Source organism: Streptomyces sp. JH14, assembly GCF_029428675.1.
Classification (GTDB): Bacteria; Actinomycetota; Actinomycetes; order Streptomycetales; family Streptomycetaceae; genus Streptomyces.
This window is the reverse complement of sequence record NZ_JAJNEL010000001.1, coordinates 2,740,875-2,761,038: the sequence shown is the minus strand read 5'-3', so window position 1 is coordinate 2,761,038 and position 20,164 is coordinate 2,740,875. Positions and strand designations below refer to the sequence as shown.

The window sequence follows — 20,164 nt, the reverse complement described above, 5'->3', positions numbered from 1 at the left end:
CGGATGTCGCGGGACCGAGCGGACGGGATCCGCGCGTGGGCCGGTCCCGTCCGGTCCGTGCACGGGTGCGCGGTGGTCAGCGGCGTGCCGCTGCCGGGGGTGCGCCTGCCAGGATCCACGGTTCGACGGCTTCGTACTGGCTGCGTTCCTCGGTGGCCGTGCGCCGGCTGCGTACGGTGCCCAGCCAGCCCGCCAGGAAGCCGACCGGGATGGAGACGAGGCCCGTCGTGGTGAACGGGAACCAGTTGAAGTCGTGTCCGGGGAAGACGGCGCCGGGGGAACCGGAGACCAGGTTGGTGCCGGTGATCAGGACGAATACGGCGGTGGTGCCGCCGATGAGGGTGCAGAGCAGGCCCGTACGGGTGTAGCGCCGCCAGAACATGCTGTAGACGAGCGCGGGAGCCAGTGCCGACGCCCCGACGCAGAAGGAGAGCGTCACCATCGCCTGGAGGTTCCAGTGCCGGGCGAGGACCGCGAGAGTGATCGCGAGCAGGCCGACGGCGACTGCGGCTCCTTGCGCCGTGCCCATTTCGATGCGGCCCGCGACCGGTTCCTTGTTCCGGTTGCGTGTTCCGTGCAGCCCGTGGGCGAACAGGTCGTGGGCGAGGGAGTTCGCGCAGGCCAGGATCATGCCGGCGACGGAGGCGAGCAGCGTCAGGAAGATGGCTGTCGTCATGGTCGTGACGACCAGTGCGCCGAGCCCACTGCTGCCCGCGACCGCCCCGCTGACCTGCAGGATCGCGCCGTTGCCCTGGGCTCCGGCGGCGACGATCAGGTCGTGGCCGACGAGCGCCGCGGCGCCGAAGCCGATCACGGTGAGCAGCAGGCAGAGTCCGACGACCACGGAGATCGCCCAGGACAGGGAGCGGCGGACGTCCTGTGCGCTGCGGCCGCTCGACATGCGCATGGTGATGTGCGGCAGGCAGGCGGCGCCGAGCACCACGGTCAGTTCGGAGCTGACCATGTCGAGTCCGCTGCCGCCGAACTGGAGCCCCGAGTGGAGGTAGGCGGCCCCGGCGCCGCTGCCGTGCTGTGCTGCTGCGAGGAGTGCGCCGGTGGACCAGTCGTAGCGGTTCATGACGAGTACGGCGATGGTGAGGCAGGCGGCGACGAGGAAGACCGTCTTGAGGATCTGGATGAGGGCGGTGCCCTTCATTCCGCCGATCGCCGCATAGCTGATCATCACGATTCCGAGCACGATGATCGCGCCGGTGCGGAACCCGGAGTTGTCGAATCCCAGGATGAACGCGAGCAGGTCACCGCTGCCCGCGAGCTGTACGACCATCAGGGGGACGAGTGCGGCGAGGGTGACTCCACAGGCGGCGATGCGGACCGCGCGGCCGGGCGCGCGGCGGGTGAGTATGTCGCCCATGGTGAACCGGCCCGCATTGTGCAGGGGTTCGGCCAGCAGGAACATCAGCAGGACGAGCGAGAGGGCGGTGCTCAGGGCGAGCACGAGCCCGTCGTATCCGGTGAGGGCGATGATTCCGGTGGTGCCGAGGAGGGTGGCGGCGGAGAGGTAGTCGCCGGCGATGGCGAGACCGTTGCGGATCGGTGAGAGCGAGCGGTAGCCGGTGTAGAACTCGTCGAGGTCGTCGCGGTCCGGGCCGGTCATCACGCAGAGCAGCAGGGTGACGGTGGCCACGGCGATGAACGCCACCAGGGACATCGTCTCTGCGGACTCGTTGAATCCGTTCATCGGGTCCCTCCTGTTCTGCGGAGTTCGGCGGAGAGCGGATCGACCGTGCGCCGGGCGGTCCGTTCGTACAGGGCGATCGCGAGCAGGGTCACCGGGAGCTGGCACAGTCCGAGCGCGAGCCCGGTGGTGAGGCCGCCGCCGAGGGGGTGGGTCATCAGACCCGGTGCGAAGCCGGACAGCAGGAGGAAGAGCGTGAAGAAACCGAGCGCGGTGAGCGTCGCGCCGCGCCGCAGTATGCGGTAGGCGGCGCGCAGTCTGCGCACGTCGCTGTGGTGGCCGGGGGCGGGGACGGGGGTGACGGGCGGATTCGGCCACCGGCGTGGGGTCGCGGGCGCCGAACTCTGCCAGGGCAGCAGGAAGTCGGGGTCCTGGGGAGGCTGGTACTGGGGCCGGTGGGAGGGCTGCGGCCGTTGGTGGCGGGGCTGGTACCGGGGGCGGTGCGGCGGCTGGGAGGGGGAGGCGTGCGGAGGCTCGTACGACATGAGGGTGCTGCTCCTTGCATGGCTCGGGCCCGGGGAAGGACTGCAAGGCAGAAGCGCGTGTGCGCGCTGTTGGAAGCGCGTACGTTACTAGCGAGTATCTCCGCTGGGGAGGGGTTGGCCGAAACTACCTACGGTAACCCTTCAGATGTCTAGTCCCGTGGTGCTTTGGCGGCGCTCTCGGTGGTGGCGTCGGTGTCCTCGGCAAGGACCGGGAAGCGCCGCGGCGCCACGAAGACCAGCACCAGCAGAGCCACCGCCGCGGCCGCCGCGGCCCCGAGGTAGACCTGGTCGACGGCCGCGTCGACGGCCCGCCGCAGATAGTCCGTTGCCGCGGCGGAGATCGCCCCCGGGTCGTCCAGCGCGTGGGAGATCGCATCGAGGTCGCCGGGCAGTCCGGCGACGGGCGCGTCGGTGAGCCGGTTCGCGAGGACGCCGTTGGCGACGGCCCCGAACAGCGCGGCGCCCAGGCTCTGGCCGACCTGCCGGCAGAAGAGTACGGAGGCCGTCGTCGTACCGCGTTCGGACCAGCCGACCGTCGACTGGACCCCCACGATCAGGGGCAGTTGGAACAGCCCCAGCGCCGCACCCAGCAGCAGCATGATCAGGGCGGGCTGCCACGGTTCGCCGGGATACGGCAGCAGCGGGAAGGACAGCAGGATCAGCAGGGCGGCGCCCATGCCGATGATCGCGGTACGGCGGAACCCGATGCGGTTGTAGACCCGGTTGGACAGGGCCGCCGAGACCGGCCAGCTCAGCGTCATCACGGAGAGCACGAAACCGGCGGCGATCGGGCCGAGTCCGAGGACCGACTGGGCGTACGTCGGCAGGAAGACGGTGGGGGCGACCATCAGCAGGCCCATCGCGCCCAGGGCCAGATTGACCGAGGCGATGGTCCGCCGCCGCCACACCCAGCCGGGGATGACCGGGTCGGCGGCGCGCCGCTCGATGACGACGGTCAGTGCGGCCAGGGCGGCGCTCGCGGCCAGCAGGCCGAGCGACGGCGCCGACAGCCAGGGCCAGGCGACACCGCCCTGCACGAGCGCGGTCAGCAGCAGGGCGCCGGTGGCGAACACGGCGAGGGCGCCCGCCCAGTCGATCCGGGGCCGGGGTGCGCCGGGGGCGCGGCGGGTGCGGGAGGGTTCCTGGAGGTGGCGTACGACCAGCCAGAGGGCGACCGCCCCGACCGGCAGATTGATCAGGAAGATCCAGCGCCAGTCCGCGTACGCCGCGAGGAGTCCGCCGATCACCGGCCCCGCGACGGCGGACGTGGCCCAGACGGTGGACAGCTTGGCCTGGATCCTGGGGCGTTCCTTGAGCGGATAGAGGTCGGCGGCGATCGTCTGGACCGTGCCCTGCAGCGCGCCGCCGCCGAGTCCCTGGACGACGCGGAAGGCGATCAGGGCGGCCATGCTCCAGGCGGCGGCGCACAGGACCGAGCCGGCGAGGAACAGGACGATGCCGGCGATCAGGACCGGTTTGCGGCCGAAGGTGTCGGAGAGCTTGCCGTAGACCGGCAGGGTGACGGTGACGGCCAGCAGATAGCCGGAGAAGAGCCAGGAGAAGACGGCGAAGCCGCCGAGATCGCCGACGATCTGCGGGACGGCGGTGGAGACGATGGTGCCGTCGATCGCCGCCAGGGCCATGCCGAGCATCAGCGCGGCCACGACCGGGCCGCGGCCCCGGGACGCGGTGGGGGAGGGTGCCGGATCCAGTCCGGACCCGGAGATCGCTTCGGTACCGCCGCCCGCGCCGTTCACAAAGATCCCTTCCCTATGCACGTACTTTCCCGGGGACACTGTCTCACCTGCTGCGGCGCCGGGGCGGCGGAACGGTCCGCCGCCACCTCCGGGTGGAGTCCCTGAGAGTCGCCTCCACCCGGGGGCGCAGACCCCTAGGGGTAGCTCCTCACTTCTGCCCAGGGACGGTTCCTCCCGGCGGAGGACGTGGGGCCGGGAGGCGGTTCCCTAACGTGGTTCTACGCCGCAATTGCGGCTGACCGCAGGGGGCGGGGTGGGGAAAACCCCACTCCAGGACTGCACTGGGCACCAGCGCGCCGGACCGCCTCCGGACGCGAGACTCAGTGCGTACACCACGACGTTCCGGGCACGGCCCGCCATCCGGGTCCGACCCGGCGCAACCGGCATCAACTGCCGTACAGGCATCGACCGACACAAGGAGAATCACCGTGACAACGGCTGTAACCATTCCCAGGCACGGGGGCACTGGAGGGCGTACGGCCGTCGCTGCGCGGGCGCGGCAGGTCGTCAAGGCGTACGGGGCCGGGGAGACCCGGGTCGTGGCGCTCGACCATGTCGATGTGGACATCGTCCGCGGGCAGTTCACGGCGATCATGGGGCCGTCCGGCTCCGGCAAGTCGACCCTGATGCACTGCCTGGCCGGTCTGGACACGGTGACCTCGGGCGAGATCCATCTCGACGAGACCGAGATCACCAAGCTCAAGGACAAGAAGCTCACCCAGCTGCGCCGGGACCGGATCGGCTTCATCTTCCAGGCGTTCAACCTGCTTCCGACGCTCAATGCGCTGGAGAACATCACGCTGCCGATGGACATCGCGGGCCGTAGGCCCGACGCCGGCTGGCTGCGGCAGGTCGTGGAGACGGTCGGCCTCGCCGACCGGCTGAAGCACCGGCCCACGGAGCTGTCCGGCGGCCAGCAGCAACGGGTCGCGGTGGCCCGGGCACTCGCCGCCCGGCCGGAGATCATCTTCGGTGACGAGCCCACCGGGAATCTGGACTCGCGGGCCGGCGCCGAGGTGCTGACCTTCCTGCGCAAGTCCGTCGACGAGCTGGGCCAGACCATCGTCATGGTCACCCACGACCCGGTGGCCGCCTCCTACGCGGACCGGGTGCTGTACCTCGCGGACGGGCGCATCGTCGACGAGATGCAGAACCCGACGGCCGACCAGGTCCTCGACCGCATGAAGGACTTCGACGCACGCGGGCGGACGTCATGACCATCTGGAAGACCTCGGTGCGCAACTTCTTCGCGCACAAGGGGCGGATGGCGCTCTCCGCCGTCGCGGTCCTGCTGTCGGTGGCGTTCGTGTGCGGCACGCTCGTCTTCACCGACACGATGAACACCACGTTCGACAAGCTGTTCGCGGCGACCTCGGCCGATGTCACCGTCAGCCCCAGGAACGCGCAGGGCGCCGACGACATGCCGCAGAGCGGCAAGCCGGTCTCCCTGCCGGCAGCCGCCGTCGAGCAGGCCGGGAAGGCGGACGGGGTGAAGACCGCCGAGGGCGCGGTCACCAGCATGTCCGTCACCGTCGTCGACAGCCACGACAAGAACATGGGCTCCTCGACCGGCGCCCCGACGATCGCGGGCAACTGGACGCAGAACGACCTGCGTTCGATGGAGATCACCTCCGGCCACGCACCGCGCGGACCGACCGAGGTCATGGTCGACGCCGACACCGCGGACAAGCACCACCTGAAGATCGGTGACGAGCTGCGCACCATCGCCGTCACCGGCGACATCAGGGCGAGAATCAGCGGTATCGCCTCGTTCAAGGTCACCAACCCGGGTGCGGCCGTCGTCTACCTCGACACCGCCACCGCGCAGACCAAGCTGCTCGGCAAGCCCGATGTCTTCACCCACATCTCCGTCACCGCCGAACCCGGTGTCAGTGACACGCAGTTGAAGAAGAACGTCGCCGCCGCCCTCGGCGACAGCGCCGCGTACAAGCTCCAGACCCAGCAGGAGGCCGCGGACGCCAACAAGGACTCGATGGGCTCCTTCCTCGACGTGATGAAGTACGCGATGCTCGGCTTCGCCGGGATCGCCTTCCTCGTCGGCATCTTCCTCATCGTCAACACCTTCTCGATGCTGGTCGCCCAGCGCACCCGTGAGATCGGCCTGATGCGGGCCATCGGCTCCAGCCGCAGGCAGGTCAACAGGTCCGTGCTGGTCGAGGCGCTGTTCCTCGGCATCGTCGGCTCGGTCCTCGGTGTCGGCGCGGGCATCGGACTCGCCGTCGGGCTGATGAAGCTCATGGGCGCCATGGGCATGGAGCTGTCCACCAACGACCTCACCGTCGCCTGGACGACCCCGGTGATCGGCCTGGCGCTCGGCGTCATCGTCACCGTCGTCGCCGCGTACGTCCCGGCCCGCCGGGCCGGGAAGATCTCCCCGATGGCCGCCCTGCGCGACGCCGGAACCCCGGCGGACGGGCGCGCCGGCCGGGTACGGGCCCTGATCGGTCTGGTCCTCACGGCCGCCGGTGGCGCCGCCCTGTACACCGCGGCGCAGGCCGACGAGGCGACCGACGGATCGCTCTTCCTCGGTGTGGGTGTGGTCTTCACCCTGATCGGCTTCATCGTGATCGGCCCGCTGCTGGCCGGCTTCGTGGTCCGGGTGCTCAGCACGGTGGTGCTGCGGATGTTCGGCCCGGTCGGACGGATGGCGGAGCGCAACGCGCTGCGCAACCCGCGGCGTACCGGAGCGACCGGAGCGGCCCTGATGATCGGCCTCGCGCTGGTCGCCTGCCTCTCCGTCGTCGGCTCGTCGATGGTCGCCTCGGCGACCGAGGAGCTCGACAGGTCGGTCGGTGTGGACTTCATCGTCCAGCCGAGCGGCAACCCGCCCCAGCCGATCGTGCCGCAGGCCGCGAAGGCGCTGGAGGCCGTCCCGGGTATCGAGCACATCACCCACTACAAGTCGGTCGGTGCCAAGCTCACCGCCCCCGACGGCGCGGTCGAGGACGAGGGTGTCGTCGCCGCGGACCCGACGTACAAGGAAGACCTGCGCCGGGAGACGGTCTCCGGGAACCTGGCCGATGCCTACGGCAAGGACGCCATGTCGGTCGGCGACGCGTACGCCACCCGGCACAAGGTCGAGGTCGGCGACCGGATCACCGTCGCGTTCAAGGACGGGGAGACGGCGAAGCTGAGGGTCGCCGCGATCACCTCGGACGACACGAACGTCGACAAGGGCGCGATGTACATCAACATCACGACCGCCGAGAAGTACGTCCCTGCCGACAGGATGCCGAAGAACATGCTCATGTTCGCCGAGGCGCAGGACGGCAAGGAGAAGGAGGCGTACGCCGCCCTCAAGGACGCGCTCGCCGCGTACCCGCAGTACAGCGTGCAGAACCAGGCCGACTTCAAGCAGGACCTGAAGGACCAGATCGGCCAGCTGCTGAACATCGTCTACGGTCTGCTGGCGCTCGCGATCATCGTCGCGGTGCTCGGTGTGGTGAACACCCTGGCCCTGTCGGTGGTCGAGCGGACCCGTGAGATCGGTCTGCTGCGCGCCATCGGCCTCTCCCGCCGCCAGCTGCGCCGCATGATCCGCCTGGAGTCGGTGGTCATCGCCCTCTTCGGAGCCCTGCTCGGCCTCGGCCTGGGCATGGGCTGGGGCACGGCGGCCCAGAAGCTGCTGGCCCTGGAGGGCCTCCAGGTCCTGGAGATCCCGTGGCCGACGATTCTCACGGTCTTCGTCGGCTCGGCCTTCGTCGGCCTGTTCGCGGCCCTGGTCCCGGCGTTCCGTGCGGGCCGGATGAACGTGCTGAACGCGATCGCGACCGAATAGCGGGCGCAGGTCCACGTAGGATGACGGATCCGGCCCCGGGGTGTTCCTCCAAACACCCCGGGGCCGGACGCGTTGCGGCTCCCGGCGCGCCGTCCCGCCGGGAGAAAACTTGTTCACCCAGGTGAAGGCGGACGTGCCGGCGGCGCCGCAATCCGGCCCGGTGGGCCGGATTGCGGGCGCGGGTGTCACAGGGGAGTCGTACGCTGGGAACCCCCGGCCCGTGATACGTGTCGGGCCCTTCGCGTTGCCCCCTGGCAGCAGCCGGCTGCCGGAACCTCGCCCTCGTAACCCGGACGGAAGCGCTTCATGAGCCTGCACGGTCTGCTGGATGCCGTCGTACGTGACCCGGCACTCGCCGAAGCGGTGAAGGCCGCCACCGACGGCCACCGCATGCATGTCGACCTCGTCGGCCCGCCCGCCGCCCGCCCCTTCGCCGTGGCCGCGCTGGCCCGTGAGGCCGGGCGGACGGTGCTTGCCGTGACCGCGACCGGGCGGGAGGCCGAGGACCTGGCCGCGGCCCTGCGGACGCTGCTGCCGCCGGACAGCATCGCCGAGTTCCCGTCCTGGGAGACCCTGCCGCACGAGCGGCTCTCACCGCGCTCGGACACGGTGGGCCGCCGCCTGGCCGTGCTGCGGCGGCTCGCGCACCCGAGGGCCGACGACCCGGAGACCGGCCCGGTGAGCGTCGTCGTCGCGCCGGTGCGCTCCGTGCTGCAGCCGCAGGTCAAGGGGCTCGGCGACCTGGAGCCCGTGGCGCTGCGCATCGGTCAGGCCGCCGATCTCGGCAAGACCGTCGATGCGCTGGCGGCAGCCGCGTACTCCCGGGTCGAACTGGTCGAGAAGCGCGGCGAGTTCGCCGTCCGCGGCGGCATCCTGGATGTCTTCCCGCCGACCGAGGAGCACCCCCTGCGGGTGGAGTTCTGGGGCGACGACGTCGAGGAGATCCGCTACTTCAAGATCGCCGACCAGCGGTCGCTGGAGATCGCCGAGCACGGGCTGTGGGCGCCGCCCTGCCGCGAGCTGCTGCTGACCGACGAGGTGCGCGAACGGGCCGCCGCGCTCGCCGAACTCCACCCGGAACTGGGCGAGCTGCTCGGCAAGATCGCCGAAGGGATCGCGGTGGAGGGCATGGAGTCCCTCGCACCGGTCCTCGTCGACGACATGGAGCTGCTGCTCGACGTGTTGCCGAAGGGTTCGATGGCGCTGGTCTGCGACCCGGAGCGGGTCCGCACCAGGGCGGCGGACCTGGTCGCCACCAGCCAGGAGTTCCTGCAGGCGTCGTGGGCGGCGACGGCCGGTGGCGGCGAGGCCCCCATCGATGTCGGCGCGGCCTCCCTGTGGGGGATCGCCGACGTCCGCGACCGGGCCCGTGAGCTGAACATGATGTGGTGGTCGGTCTCGCCGTTCGCGGCCGACGCCGAGCTCGACGAGGACACCCTGAAGCTTGCGATGCACGCCCCGGAGTCGTACCGCGGCGACACCGCGCGGGCGCTCGCCGACACCAAGGGCTGGCTCGCCGACGGCTGGCGCACGGTGTACGTCACCGAGGGGCAGGGCCTCGCGTCCCGTACCGTCGAGGTGCTCGGCGGCGAAGGCATCGCGGCCCGTCTCGACCCGGACCTGGCGGAGATCGCGCCGTCCGTCGTCCATGTCTCGTGCGGTGCGATCGACCACGGCTTCGTGGACCCGGTGCTGAAGCTCGCCGTGCTCACCGAGACCGACCTGACCGGTCAGCGCACCGCCACCAAGGACCTGGGCCGGATGCCGGCCCGCCGCCGCAAGACCATCGACCCGTTGACGCTGGAGACGGGCGACTACATCGTCCACGAGCAGCACGGCGTGGGCCGCTACATCGAGATGGTGCAGCGCACGGTGCAGGGCGCCACCCGTGAGTACCTCCTCGTCGAGTACGCCCCCGCCAAGCGCGGCCAGCCCGGCGACCGCCTCTACATCCCGACGGACCAGCTGGAGCAGGTGACCAAGTACGTCGGTGGCGAGGCACCCACGCTGCACCGGCTCGGCGGTGCCGACTGGACGAAGACCAAGGCGCGCGCCAAGAAGGCCGTCAAGGAGATCGCCGCCGACCTGATCAAGCTGTACTCGGCGCGGATGGCGGCGCCCGGCCATGTCTTCGGCCCCGACACCCCGTGGCAGCGCGAACTGGAGGACGCGTTCCCGTACGCGGAGACGCCGGACCAGCTCACCACGATCGCCGAGGTGAAGGAGGACATGGAGAAGTCGGTTCCGATGGACCGGCTGATCTGCGGCGACGTCGGTTACGGCAAGACGGAGATCGCGGTGCGCGCCGCGTTCAAGGCGGTGCAGGACGGGAAGCAGGTGGCCGTCCTCGTCCCCACGACGCTCCTGGTCCAGCAGCACTACGGCACGTTCACCGAGCGCTACTCCCAATTCCCGGTCAATGTGCGGGCGCTCAGCCGCTTCCAGTCCGACTCCGAGTCGAAGGTGACCCTGGAGGGCCTGCGCGAGGGCTCGGTCGACCTGGTCATCGGCACCCACCGCCTGTTCTCGTCGGAGACGAAGTTCAAGGACCTGGGGCTGGTCATCGTCGACGAGGAGCAGCGGTTCGGCGTCGAACACAAGGAGCAGCTGAAGAAGCTGCGGGCCAACGTCGATGTCCTGACCATGTCCGCGACGCCGATCCCCCGGACGCTCGAGATGGCCGTCACCGGCATCCGCGAGATGTCGACGATCACCACCCCTCCCGAGGAGCGCCACCCGGTCCTGACCTTCGTCGGGCCGTACGAGGAGAAGCAGATCGGTGCCGCCATCCGCCGTGAACTGCTGCGTGAGGGGCAGGCGTTCTACATCCACAACCGTGTCGAGTCCATCGACCGTGCGGCCGCGCGACTGCGCGAGATCATCCCCGAGGCCCGGATCGCGACGGCGCACGGGCAGATGTCGGAGCAGGCCCTGGAGCAGGTCGTCGTCGACTTCTGGGAGAAGAAGTTCGACGTGCTCGTCTCCACGACGATCGTCGAGTCCGGCATCGACATCTCCAACGCCAACACCCTGATCGTGGAGCGCGGCGACAACTTCGGTCTCTCCCAGCTCCACCAGCTGCGCGGCCGTGTCGGCCGTGGCCGCGAGCGCGGCTACGCGTACTTCCTGTACCCGCCGGAGAAGCCCCTCACGGAGACGGCCCACGAGCGCCTGGCCACGATCGCCCAGCACACCGAGATGGGCGCGGGCATGTACGTGGCCATGAAGGACCTGGAGATCCGCGGCGCCGGAAACCTCCTGGGCGGCGAGCAGTCCGGCCATATCGCGGGCGTCGGCTTCGACTTGTACGTCCGCATGGTCGGCGAGGCCGTCGCCGACTACCGGGCCTCGCTCGAAGGCGGTGTCGAGGAGGAGCCGCCGCTGGAGGTCAAGATCGAGCTCCCGGTCGACGCGCACGTCCCGCACGACTACGCCCCCGGAGAGCGCCTGCGCCTGCAGGCGTACCGCGCGATCGCGTCCGCCACCACGGAGGACGACATCAAGGCCGTCCGCGAGGAACTCACCGACCGCTACGGCAAACTCCCGGAGCCGGTCGAGAACCTCCTCCTGGTCGCGGGCCTGCGGATGCTCGCCCGCGCCTGTGGTGTCGGCGACATCGTGCTCCAGGGCCCGAACATCCGGTTCGCCCCGGTGGAGCTGCGCGAGTCGCAGGAGCTGCGGCTGAAGCGCCTCTACCCGAAGACGGTGATCAAGCCGGCCCTCCACCAGATCCTGGTGCCGCGCCCGACCACGGGAAAGATCGGCGGCAAGCCGGTCGTCGGCCGCGAACTGCTGGCGTGGACCGGGGAGTTCCTCACGACGATTCTGGGGTCCTGAACAGCAGCCCGGCGAGCGACCGGAACACCTCCTCGGAGTTCCGGTCGCCCAGCGGGTCGTCCAGATTGCCGCTCAGGAGCAGGGTGGCGTAGCCGTGGGCGAGGGACCAGGCGGCGATGCCGGCGAGCCGCGGGTCGTCACCGCGCCCCTCGGCGGCGAGGCCGGTGACCCCCGCGCGCAGCGCCTGCGCCGCGCGGGCCTTCGCCGCGAGGAGTTCCGGGTCGTCCGGGCGGTGGAGCTCCGGCTGGAACATCACCTGGAAGTGCGCCGGGTGGCCGGTCGCGAACCGTACGTAGCGCACGCCCCTCTCCCGCAGGTCCGGAGCGTCGGCGAGGGCGTCGGCGAAGAGCCCGTACCCCTCGGCGGCGATGGCGGTGAGCAGGCCCGTGCGGTCCTTGAAGTGGTGGGCGGGGGCGGCGTGGGAGACGCCGGCGCGGCGGGCCAGGTCGCGCAGGCTCAGGGCGCCGGGGCCCTCGGTGCGGATGACGTCGAGTGCGGCGGTGAGGACGGCCCGTCGCAGGTCGCCGTGGTGGTAGGTGCGCTCGCTGCTCATGGACAGCACAGTACGCGGAATCTAGTCATTGACAAGTTGATGGGGAGCGAGGATTCTCTAGAACTAGTCAGCGACAAGATGCAGGTACGGCCGGAGGGCGGAGACATGTCCGAAGAGTTGGGTCGCGTACGTCAGATGTGGCACCTGCTGGAGCCCCTGCACGCGGTGCTCTACTACGCGCCGGAGGTCTTCGAGGAGGCCGCCGCGCTCGGCTACCGCACCGATGAGCGCTGGCCCAGCTACTTCGCCTGGCGCGCGGCGCCGTTGGGGGCGGTGGGCGCGGAGCGGGTCGCCGACACCTTCTACAGCTTCAGCCCGCAGATGGTGCGGGAGCACGTTCCGGCCGCCTGGTCCGTCGCCTCTCCCGGCGCCGTGCTCGCGGCCCGCGCGAGGGCGGTCGACCGTGCGTACCGCGCGCTGCTCGGGGAACAGGCCGCCGGCCCGGAGATCGCCGAGGCCGCCGCGCTCGCCCGGCGCGTCGCGGAGGCCGCCGATGCGACCGGCCGTCCGCTGGCCGAGGCCAACGCCGCCCTGCCGTGGCCGGACGAACCGCATTCGGCGCTGTGGCACGCGGCGACGGTTCTGCGCGAACACCGCGGGGACGGGCACATCGCCGCGCTCGCCGAAGCCGGACTCGACCCGGTCGAGTCGCTGGTCTCGTTCGCCGGCATCGGCGCCGCACGCCCTGAGGTGTTCGCGAGCCGGGGGTGGAGCGGCAAGGAGTGGGACGCGGCCCGTGAACGGCTGGCCGGGCGGGGGCTGTTGGAGGAGGACGGTACGGCGACGGAGGCGGGCCGGGCGCTGCGTGCCGAAGTCGAGCGGCGGACGGACGAGCGGGCGGCCGCCCCCTGGCGGGCGCTCGGCGAGGGGGAGCGGGAGCGGCTGGTGGAGCTGCTGGGGCCGCTGTGGGTGGCGGCGCTCGGGTCCGGGCTGCTGCCGTCCGAGACGACGCTCGGCATCGGGAAGGTGTGAGACGCGGCGCGGTGTGATGCGGGCCGCATCCCTCGCGCATTGCGGCCTTGAACGCCCGTCGGCGGGGAAGACGTCCGTAGGATTCCCGCGTTCGGCTTTCTCCCCGTCAGGACGGTCCCGAGTGATATCTCCCCGCGCGTACCGAGTGATGCTGCCCGCCCTGAGTGCGGCCGCGGTCCTGACCCTGACGGGCTGCGACCCCGATGACGTGACCGCCGGCGACAGCGGATCGGCGGGCGGCGGGCAGCAGGCGGGCAGCTTCGGCGTCAGCCCGCTGGCCAACGCGGACGGTACGAAGCCCGGGCTCGCGCCTCTCACCACCGAGGCGGACCGGGCCGCCGCCCGGAAGATCGTGGAGAAGGTGTCCACCAAGGGTCGCGGCCCGAAGACCGGTTACGCGAGGGACGAGTTCGGCTACGCCTGGATGGACACGGCGGACGGGGTGCCGCTGGCGAGGAACGGGTGCGACACGCGAAACGATCTTCTGCATCGCGATGGCCGCAACCTCCGCTTCCGGGCCGGCTCCGACTGTGTGGTCGTCGCCCTGACGCTGCACGATCCGTACACCGGGAAGACGATCGAGTGGCGCAAGGCGAAGGCCGCCGAGGTGCAGATCGACCACGTGGTGCCGCTGTCGTACAGCTGGCAGATGGGCTCGTCCCGCTGGCCGGAGAGCAAGCGCAAGCAGCTGGCCAATGATGTGCTCAATCTGATCCCGGTCGAGGGGCGGGCCAATTCCGCCAAGAGCGATTCCGGGCCCGCGTCCTGGCTGCCGCCGAACAAGCAGATCAGGTGCGCCTACGCGGTCCGGTTCGCCCAGGTCGTCATCAAGTACGCGATGCCGGTCACTGCGCCGGACAAGCAGGCGATGCTGCGCCAGTGCGGCGGTTGAGGAGCCGCACGTCCCGGCCGGGGCGTGTCGGCCGGCGGCGGCCCGTGACCGGCTTCTGATCGCTCCGGGCCTGCGGCTGCACGGCGCGGCCATGCGGCGGGTGAGGGCGAGCATCCTGAGCCGGGCAGCTTTCGGGCGCCGGCCCCGGGGCGCTCGGCCCCCGGAGCTCCAGGAACCGCGGGGATCAGAGCACGACGCGGAAGTGAGTGGTCAGACGCCGGTCGTCGCCCAGGACGTGAAAGGCGAGGCCGGGTGGCTGGTCGCGGTCTGCGACGTGGCCGCCCTCCCAGGGCATGCGCAGCGTCCAGGTGACGGCGGGTGCGGCGATCAGCGGACGTGCGGCGAAGGCCGAGGCGGCTGCGGTGTGGGCATGGCCGGTGAGTACGGCGGCCACCTGCGGGTGTGCGTCGAGCAGGGCGGCCAGTTGCTCGGGCTGTTCGAGTCTCCCGGAGTCGGGCAGTGGGTGGTGGAGTTCGACCGGCGGCTGATGGAAGGCGATCAACGCCGGGCAGTCCTGCGGCAGTTCGGTGAGAGTGGCGTCGATCCAGGAGAGGGTCCGGGCGTCGAGGCGTCCCTCGTCCCTCCCCGGGATCGTGGAGTCGCACATCAGGACGGCGGTGCCGGCGATGTGGTGGACCCGGTTGACGGGGCCGTCGTCGGGCGCCTTCCCGAGCAGGACCTTGCCGTAGGCCTGGCGCACATCGTGGTTGCCGGGGCAGGTGAGCACCGGGAAGGGGGCAGCGAGGATGCGGGCCGCTTCCTCGTATTCGGCCTCCTCGCCGTGGTCGGCGATGTCTCCGGTGACCAGAAGAGCGTCGACCGGGCGGGGCAGTGCCCGCAGATGGTCCATGACGCGGGTGGCTCGCCCGGTCGCCCTTTCGCTGCCGTCCAGGTGCAGATCACTGATGTGTGCAAGCAACAGCGTCACTGTTCTCTCTCCTTCTGCGGCGGGCTCGGCCGGCGGTGCATGCCGACCCGGAGCGCGGGTACGCACCCCGTCCCTAACGGAAGTTCTCAGTTTTCCGTTAGGGACTTTAGGGTGTGCCTACAGGTGCGATCAAGTGGCCGGCGACCGGGCACGGGAGGAACAGGGAGGCCTTGTGGAGCGCTGGACGGCTTTGGAACTGGCGAGCACGATCCGCCATGACGGAAACGGCGGCGTCACCGACGACCTCGCCACGGTCGAGGGAACGACCCGCTGGATTCACCGGCAGAGCGACCTGCTGGCCGGCCACGTCCCGGCCGGAGACATCACGGCCGACGAGGACCTGAGGAGCCGGATCATCGGACTGCGGCGGGCCGTCCGGACGCTGTTCGCCCGAACGGTCAGCCCGGCTCCCCCCAGCCCGGCGGACGCCCATCGGCTCATGCCCGTCGACCAGGCCTTGGCCGACCTCAATGCGGCTGCCGGCCGGGAACTCGTCGCCCCGCAACTGGACTGGCCCGCCGAAGGGGCCCCCACGGCCCGGCTTTTCTCCACCGAGAACGATCCGCACGTGCGGCTGGTCGCCGCTCTGGCCCGCGCCGCCATCGACTTCCTGGGCGGTCCGCAGCGCGAGCAGCTGCGGGCCTGCACCGCACCCCGCTGTGTGCGCTACTTCGTCAGGAGCCACGGACGGCAGGAATGGTGCAAGCCGTCATGCGGAAACCGTGCACGACAGGCCCGCCACTACGCGCGCCGCAGCGCGTCGTCCGACGGCCCTGCCCCGTCCTGACGCTGCCCCGGAGGGGGCCCGTCCCGAGGTGGGGGAGCGCGCGTGGGTGTGCGGGGGCGCCGAATGCGGATCGGGCCGGCCGTTTCGGTCGCGGCCGTGTCCGCACACCGCTGAATACGGTGGCCGGCGCGGGTGCCCCCGCCTAGCGTGGGGTGGATGGAGCTGACGATCACCACCCTCGCCGCGCGCCCCGAGCTCGCCCGGCCCATGTATGAGATGCCCGAAACCTGGCCGGAGTTCGTCCTGGAGGATCTCGTGGGGTGGGCGAACTACCCGAGGCTCGCCGTCGATTTCCCGGAGTACGCGCTCGTCGCGACGGACCCGGACGGCACCGTCGTCGCACGGGCCTACAGCGTGCCGTTCGCACTGCACGCCCCGGGGCGCGGGGAGTTGCCGGAGGGCGGCTGGGACCAGGTGCTGCTGTGGGCGTTCTCCGACCTGCAGCACGGGCGTACGCCGGACACGGTCAGCGCGATCGAGATCTGCGTCGCCAAGGGTCTGCAGGGTCAGGGGATTTCGGGGCGGATGGTCGCCGCGATGCGGGAGAACGCCGGACGGCTCGGATTCCGGGAGGTCGTCGCTCCGGTGCGGCCGAACGCCAAGCACCTGGACGCCTCGGTTCCGATGGAGGAGTACGCCCGCCGGACCCGGGCGCAGGACGGTCTCCCGTACGACCCGTGGCTGCGTGTCCATGTGCGCGCGGGCGGGGTGATCGAGGCGGTGGCGCCGGTGTCGATGACGGTGTCCGGCTCCCTCGCGCGGTGGCGGTCCTGGACCGGGCTGCCGTTCGACGAGGACGGTCCGGTGGAGGTGCCAGGGGCGCTGGTGCCGGTGCAGTGTTCGGTGGCGCACGGGTACGCGGTCTACGTGGAGCCCAATGTGTGGGTGCGGCACCGGGTGTGAACACGGCAGGAACCCGCCCGGGTGGGCGGGTTCCGCACATGCCGGCCGGCCGCTCTCTTCACTGTGAACGCTCCGTCGGCCACGGGGAACGCGGCCGGGACCCGGCGGCCGGGGCGCACGGGGCGGTGTCCTGCTGCCGGGCGGACACCGGGTCGCAGGCCGTGAGAGCCAGGGCCTCGGCGGTGCGGTGCGGCGCGCGGAGCGGCGGCGGCGACGCGGGCGGGACGGCGCACGGCGGACCTCCGGCCGGGGCCGGCAGGGGCGGGGCGCTCTACAGCTTCAGGTCCCACTGGGTGGCGGTGTAGGTGAAGCCGGGGTTGACCTCGACGGTCAGGTTCTTGGCGTCCGCCGGGGCGTCGAAGGCGAACTGGACCGTGACCTTCTTGCCCGGAAGGACCGTGCCGCTGAAGCCCTCGCCGACCTTGCCGTCGAAGATCTGCTCGGCGTTCACACCGTCCTTGCCGGCCCGCGCCTCGACGTTGACGAGCGCCGCGTCGAACTTCTCCTTGCCCGCGTTCTCGATGACGACGGCGATCCGGTACGCCCGGTTGCCCTTCGTGTGACCGGCGGCGAACGAGGCGGGGGCGTAGGACGTCGCGTCGCCGACCGTGACCGTCAGATCGTCGTCGTACACGGCCGAGTCGCCGGCCTCCAGCGCCTTCCCGGTGTCCTTGTCCTTGCCCTTGTCCTCGGTGGATCCCGCGTCGCCCGCCTTCGGCTTTGCGGACGCCGTGGTGTCCGACACCGCCTTGTTGAGGTCGTTCACGGCGTCGTCCACCGCCTTGAAGGTGATCACTGCACCGACCACCGAGAGGATCAGCGCGACCAGCCCGAGGACGGCGCCGAACGTGGCCGTGCCCTTGTTGGTGGCCTCGCCGCGCTTGGCGCGGCCCCGCCCGACCAGGCCGAGGATCAGGGCGATGACCCCGAGGATGCCCGCCAGCCAGAAGAAGAACGGGATCAGGCCGGAGACGGCGCCGATGATGCCGAGGATCAGCGCGGAGATGCCGAGCCCGTTGCGGGCCGGACGCAGGCCCGGCGTCTGGGCGGGGGCGTACGGCTGCTGGGACTGCGGGGACTGCGGCGGCTGCGTGAACTGGGACATGGCTGTGCCCTCCGGCATGTGCAGGGATTGAGTGGTGAGCGGTCTGTTGCGCCACCTGATGTAGCGACAGGTCAATAACAGCAGAGCTTGTGAACCGAGTCAACACCGTTCACACGCGACGGGTTCATGCACGCTGTGAATGGGTTCCGCGTGAACAGCTCGGTATGCTCGACAACACAGCAGGCAGCGCGGACGGATCAGGACCAGGACACCCAGACCAGGGAGACAGTCAGTGCCGGAGAACTCGACAGAGGTGACCGCGGCCGGGATCGCCCGGCTCGCCGGAGTGGGGCGCGCCGCCGTCAGCAACTGGCGTCGCCGCCACGCCGACTTCCCCAGGCCCGTCGGCGGCACGGAGACCAGTCCGTCCTTCGCCCTGCCCGAGGTCGAACAGTGGCTGCGCGCCCAGGGGAAGCTCGCCGAGGTCCCGCTCCGTGAACGGGTCTGGCAGCAGGTGGCGGGCCACCCCGCCGGCGCCGTTCCCGCCCTCGTCCACACCGGCTGCGCCCTGCTGTACGTCCGGGACAGGCCCACCGCCTGGCTGGAGACCACCGCGGTGTCGGACGAGCGGATGGCCGAGGTACTCCACCTCGCCCTGAGCGACCTGCTCACCGCGCGCTTCGGCCCCGCTTCCCCGGACACGGCACCGGGCACGTCACCGCAGGCGGACCGCGGAACCGGCTGTGTGCGGGCCGTGCGCGCTCCCGGCAGCGACGAACTCCTGCCGTCCGTCCCCCTTCTGCGCGCCGCCGCCGAACTCGCCGCCGAGACCGGCGCCCACCAGGCCTTCGAGTTCCTGCTCGGCCGTCAGCTCGATGCCAACCCCCGCCAGTTCACCCTCACCCCGCCCGGCCTCGCCGAACTGATGGCCGCCCTCGTCGAGACGGGCACCCGGCCCGCCCGCACGGTTCTCGACCCGGCGACGGGCACCGGCGCCCTGCTGCGCGCCGTCAGCCGTCCGTCCGCCCTGTACGCGCAGGACGCCGACCCGGACCTTGCCGCGCTCAGCGCACTCCGCCTCGCCCTGAACTCCGCCCCCGAGAGCTGCACGCTCGCGGTACGGGCCGGTGACACGCTGCGCGCCGACGCGTTCCCGCAGCTCACCGTGGACGCCGTGCTCTGCCATCCGCCGTTCAACGAGCGCAACTGGGGCCACGACGAGCTCGCCTACGACCCCCGCTGGGAGTACGGCTTCCCCGCCCGGACCGAGTCCGAACTCGCCTGGGTCCAGCATGCCCTGGCGCATCTGCGCGACGGCGGCACCGCCGTCCTGCTGATGCCGCCGGCCGCCGCGTCGCGCCGTTCCGGCCGCCGGATCCGTGCCGATCTGCTGCGCCGCGGCGCCCTGCGTGCCGTCGTCGCCCTCCCGGCCGGCGCCGCACCCCCGTACGGCATCCCGCTCCACCTCTGGGTGCTGCGCAAGCCGGGCGCCGGTGTCCGGCCCTCGCCCGAACTGCTGCTCGTGGACACCTCGGAGCCCGCCGAACCGGCTTCCGCGGCCACCGCCACCCCCGCATCGGGCGGCCGCGACCGGCTCGACTGGCAGGCGGTGCACAGCGCGGTGCTGGACGCCTGGGAGCCGTTCGACCGGGCCGAGCGGAACGGGTCGGGCGCCGGGCCGGACGGCACCGCCGGCCGAACGGGCCGGGACCGGCCGGGTGTCAGCCGGGTCGTCCCCGTCATCGAACTCCTCGACGACGATGTGGACCTGGCCCCCGCCCGCCATCTGCCGCCCCCGACGGCCGGAGGCGGACCCGCCGAACTCACCCATGTACGGTCCCGGCTGACCGACACGCTGCGGCAGACCGCCGCCCTCACCCCGTCGCCCGCGGATCCCTCCGACCCGGCCCGCTGGCCGCTCACCACCGTCGGTGAACTTGCCCGGGCCGGCGCCCTCCAGCTCCGTACCGGTGGCTCCGGCACCGGACAGGGCCCCGTCCTCACGGAGCACGACGTCCTCGGCTCCACCGCCCCGTCCGGAACGCTTCCCGCCGCCCCCGCGGCCGCCGACGGGCCACCCGAGGAACCGGTCCTCGTCGAGCCCGGTGACGTCGTCGTCCCCGTCCTCGGCGGCGGCACCGTCGCCCGGGTGATCGACGTGGCCACCGCGGGCGCCGCGCTCGGCCGCAACCTCCAGCTGCTGCGCCCCGATCCGGCCGCCCTCGACCCGTGGTTCCTCGCCGGGTTCCTGCGCGGTACGGCCAACAACCGGCAGGCCAGCAGCTATGCGTCCACCGCGACCCGGCTCGACGCCCGCCGCCTCCAGCTGCCGCGGCTGCCGCTCGCGGAACAGCAGCGGTACGGGGCGCAGTTCCGCGCTCTGGCCGCGTTCGAGGACGCGCTCCGGCTGGCCGGACGGCTCGGCGGACAGCTGGTCCAGGGGATGTACGACGGGCTGACGGACGGCACGGTCACGCCGGAGTGAGCCGAACCACAACGGTTCGGTACAA

General features: G+C 71.4%; 14 protein-coding genes. 8 read left to right on the top strand and 6 right to left on the bottom strand.

The genetic code is table 11. The annotated features are described in order from the left end of the window. Positions 1-76 precede the first annotated feature (76 nt). The 3 genes from LRD69_RS12270 to LRD69_RS12260 all read right to left on the bottom strand — a co-directional run bounded on the left by LRD69_RS12270 (position 77) and on the right by LRD69_RS12260 (position 3,833). On the bottom strand, positions 77-1,699 hold the full coding sequence (locus LRD69_RS12270; protein ID WP_277326609.1) for a cation acetate symporter: 1,623 nt from the start codon (positions 1,697-1,699) through the stop codon (positions 77-79). After that, positions 1,696-2,181, bottom strand: coding sequence for a DUF485 domain-containing protein (locus LRD69_RS12265; RefSeq protein WP_277326608.1), 486 nt, complete (start codon positions 2,179-2,181; stop codon positions 1,696-1,698). Before LRD69_RS12265 ends, LRD69_RS12270 begins: the two co-directional genes overlap by 4 nt. A 149-nt stretch (positions 2,182-2,330) precedes the next feature. After that, positions 2,331-3,833, bottom strand: a complete 1,503-nt coding sequence (locus LRD69_RS12260; RefSeq protein WP_277329709.1) for an MFS transporter — start codon at positions 3,831-3,833, stop codon at positions 2,331-2,333. A gap of 533 nt (positions 3,834-4,366) precedes the next feature. On the opposite strand from LRD69_RS12260, the gene LRD69_RS12255 reads away from it, so the two are divergent. The 3 genes from LRD69_RS12255 to mfd all read left to right on the top strand — a co-directional run bounded on the left by LRD69_RS12255 (position 4,367) and on the right by mfd (position 11,574). Further along, entirely contained in the window at positions 4,367-5,155 is a 789-nt protein-coding gene (locus LRD69_RS12255) for an ABC transporter ATP-binding protein (RefSeq protein WP_277326607.1), read from the top strand. Continuing rightward, positions 5,152-7,737, top strand: coding sequence for an ABC transporter permease (locus LRD69_RS12250; protein WP_277326606.1), 2,586 nt, complete (start codon positions 5,152-5,154; stop codon positions 7,735-7,737). Before LRD69_RS12255 ends, LRD69_RS12250 begins: the two co-directional genes overlap by 4 nt. 306 nt (positions 7,738-8,043) lie before the next feature. Further along, complete coding sequence (gene mfd, locus LRD69_RS12245) at positions 8,044-11,574, top strand: transcription-repair coupling factor (RefSeq protein ID WP_277326605.1); 3,531 nt, start codon at positions 8,044-8,046, stop codon at positions 11,572-11,574. Here the strand turns inward: mfd and LRD69_RS12240 are convergent. Further along, complete coding sequence (locus LRD69_RS12240; RefSeq protein ID WP_277326604.1) at positions 11,552-12,127, bottom strand: TetR/AcrR family transcriptional regulator; 576 nt, start codon at positions 12,125-12,127, stop codon at positions 11,552-11,554. The genes mfd and LRD69_RS12240 overlap by 23 nt on opposite strands. Before the next feature lie 105 nt (positions 12,128-12,232). On the opposite strand from LRD69_RS12240, the gene LRD69_RS12235 reads away from it, so the two are divergent. Both LRD69_RS12235 and LRD69_RS12230 read left to right on the top strand, forming a co-directional pair. Continuing rightward, positions 12,233-13,099: a hypothetical protein gene (locus LRD69_RS12235; RefSeq protein WP_277326603.1), complete on the top strand. Its 867-nt coding sequence runs from the start codon at positions 12,233-12,235 to the stop codon at positions 13,097-13,099. Between the two features lie 121 nt (positions 13,100-13,220). Further along, on the top strand, positions 13,221-13,991 hold the full coding sequence (locus LRD69_RS12230; protein WP_277326602.1) for an HNH endonuclease family protein: 771 nt from the start codon (positions 13,221-13,223) through the stop codon (positions 13,989-13,991). Between the two features lie 184 nt (positions 13,992-14,175). Here LRD69_RS12230 and LRD69_RS12225 read toward each other — a convergent pair whose 3' ends face one another. Further along, complete coding sequence (locus LRD69_RS12225) at positions 14,176-14,913, bottom strand: metallophosphoesterase (protein WP_277329708.1); 738 nt, start codon at positions 14,911-14,913, stop codon at positions 14,176-14,178. 178 nt (positions 14,914-15,091) lie between these two features. Between LRD69_RS12225 and LRD69_RS12220 the strand changes: the two genes are divergently transcribed. Together LRD69_RS12220 and LRD69_RS12215 are read left to right on the top strand one after the other, a co-directional pair. Next, positions 15,092-15,706 carry a CGNR zinc finger domain-containing protein gene (locus LRD69_RS12220; RefSeq protein WP_277326601.1) on the top strand — a complete coding sequence of 205 codons (615 nt, stop codon included), beginning with the start codon at positions 15,092-15,094 and terminating at the stop codon, positions 15,704-15,706. A gap of 156 nt (positions 15,707-15,862) precedes the next feature. Beyond that, positions 15,863-16,609: an N-acetyltransferase gene (locus LRD69_RS12215; RefSeq protein ID WP_277326600.1), complete on the top strand. Its 747-nt coding sequence runs from the start codon at positions 15,863-15,865 to the stop codon at positions 16,607-16,609. 271 nt (positions 16,610-16,880) lie between these two features. Here the strand turns inward: LRD69_RS12215 and LRD69_RS12210 are convergent, their stop codons facing one another. After that, positions 16,881-17,714: a DUF4190 domain-containing protein gene (locus LRD69_RS12210; protein ID WP_277326599.1), complete on the bottom strand. Its 834-nt coding sequence runs from the start codon at positions 17,712-17,714 to the stop codon at positions 16,881-16,883. A 232-nt stretch (positions 17,715-17,946) separates the two neighbouring features. Here LRD69_RS12210 and LRD69_RS12205 point away from each other — a divergent pair, with 232 nt between their 5' ends. Further along, the gene (locus tag LRD69_RS12205) at positions 17,947-20,139 is read left to right on the top strand and encodes an N-6 DNA methylase (RefSeq protein WP_277326598.1); all 2,193 of its coding nucleotides are present in this window, start codon (positions 17,947-17,949) and stop codon (positions 20,137-20,139) included. Positions 20,140-20,164 lie beyond the last annotated feature (25 nt).